Origin of the sequence: Jiangella ureilytica, assembly GCF_004348545.1 — a bacterium.
In the GTDB taxonomy this organism is placed as follows: domain Bacteria; phylum Actinomycetota; class Actinomycetes; order Jiangellales; family Jiangellaceae; genus Jiangella; species Jiangella ureilytica.
On record NZ_SMKL01000150.1, the window covers coordinates 1 to 1,775 of the forward strand.

The 1,775-nt window shown below is 77.7% G+C and carries 2 protein-coding genes; both read right to left on the minus strand.

Annotated elements, in window-relative coordinates:
- Window positions 1–1,042 (minus strand): TadA family conjugal transfer-associated ATPase (locus E1212_RS29060; RefSeq protein WP_131989022.1); only part of this gene is annotated, 1,042 nt, incomplete at its 3' end.
- A gap of 31 nt (window positions 1,043–1,073) precedes the next feature.
- A partial coding sequence (ssd, locus tag E1212_RS29065; RefSeq protein WP_338033814.1) for a septum site-determining protein Ssd occupies window positions 1,074–1,775 on the minus strand: 702 nt, incomplete at its 5' end.

The following is a 1,775-nucleotide window of genomic DNA, read 5'->3' on the forward strand; positions in this document are numbered from 1 at the left end:
CCCCCACCACGTCGACCTGGGCGACCCGGCGCCGGCCGGAGTCGTCACGCACGACGTGGATCACGGCGTCGAGGGCGGCCCGGGTCTGGGCGTGGACCGCGTCGCGGTGGAGTCCGGCGGCCAGGCCGAGCGCCTCGAGCCGAGCCGGGACGTCGGCCGTCGAGTTGGCGTGGAGCGTGCCGCAGCCGCCCTCGTGGCCGGTGTTGAGCGCCGCCAGCAGGTCGACCACCTCGGCGCCGCGGACCTCGCCGACGACGATCCGGTCGGGCCGCATGCGCAGCGCCTGCCGGACGAGGACGTCGAGCCCGATGCGGCCGGCGCCCTCGACATTGGCCGCCCGGGCCTCGAGGCGGACGACGTGCGGATGGTCGGGGCGCAGTTCGCCGGCGTCCTCGACCAGCACCATGCGCTCGCGTGAGTCGCACATGCCCAGTAGCGCCCCGAGCACCGTCGTCTTGCCGCAGCCCGTGCCCCCGGTGACCAGGAACGCCAGCCGGGCCCGGACCAGCGCCCTCAGCCAGGGTTCGAGCGGTGCGGGCACGGTGCCGGCGGCCACCAGGTCGGCCAGGCGCATGGCGCGGCCGGAGGGGACCCGCAGCGAGATCACCGTTCCCCCGGGGGCGATGGGCGGCACGACCGCGTGCAGCCGGACCCCACCGGCCAGCCGGGCGTCGACGTACGGGATGGCGTCGTCGAGGCGCCGGCCCGCCGAGGCCGCCAGCCGGACCGCGAGCCGCCGCACGGCCGGCTCGTCGCGGAACCGCACCGGCTCGCGGCGCAAGCCGTCGCCGTCGTCGATCCAGACCTCGTCCGGCGAGTTGACCAGGACGTCGGTGACGCCGGGCCGCCGCAGGAGCGGGTCGAGCGGGCCGGCGCCGGTGATCTCGGCCCGCAGCGCCTCGGTGACCTCGAGCACGGCGGCGTCGCCCAGAACCGCGCCCTCGGCCCGGAGCAGCGCGGCGACCCGCGCGGGTGTGGGCGCCTCGGCGGCCAGGGCCAGCGCGGAACGGATCCGGTCGAGCAGCGCGTCGTCCAGCCTCACCACCACACCACCTCGTCCCGGAGCAGGCCCATCAGCCGGCCACCCGGTGCTCGCGCAGCAGTGTGTCGAGGAGCCTGCCGCAGCCCTGGACGAGAGGTCCCTTGTCGTCGAGGCCGGGCGGTTCGCCGCGGTCGAGTTGCCCGGCCAGTCGCGGCTCGGCCGCCAGGTGCGCCCCGAGCGGCAGCCCGAGCGCGGCGGCGACATCGGGTCCGCTCAGCCCGGACGACGACGGCCCGCGCGTGACCACCCGGACGTCGGCCGCGAGCGTCGTGAGCCCGACCGCGACCCGGGCCGCCGCCGCGACCGCCCGGACCTCGGCCGGCACGACCAGCAGCACCGACGAGCACAGCCCGATCGCCTGCTCGGCCGCAGGATCGGGCCAGCGAGGAAGGTCGAGCACCACCAGGTCGCAGGCCCGCCGGGCGGCGGCCAGCACGGCGCCGGCGGCGTCGGGCGCGAGCGTCAGCAGGTCGCCGCGATCCCACGAGAGGACCGCCAGCCCGTGCCGTCCGGGCAGCTCGGACTGCAGCGCCCGGGCGCCGAGCCGGCCCTTGCTGTCGGCGAGGTCGGGCCAGCGCAGCCCCGTGACGTCCTCGGCGCCGAGCACGAGGTCGAGGCCGCCGCCGAGCGGATCGAGGTCGGCCAGGATGACCGCCAGCCCGTTCCTGCTCGCCGTCACCGCGAGGCCGGTGGCCAGCACCGATGCGCCGGCGCCGCCCCGCCCGCCCATGAC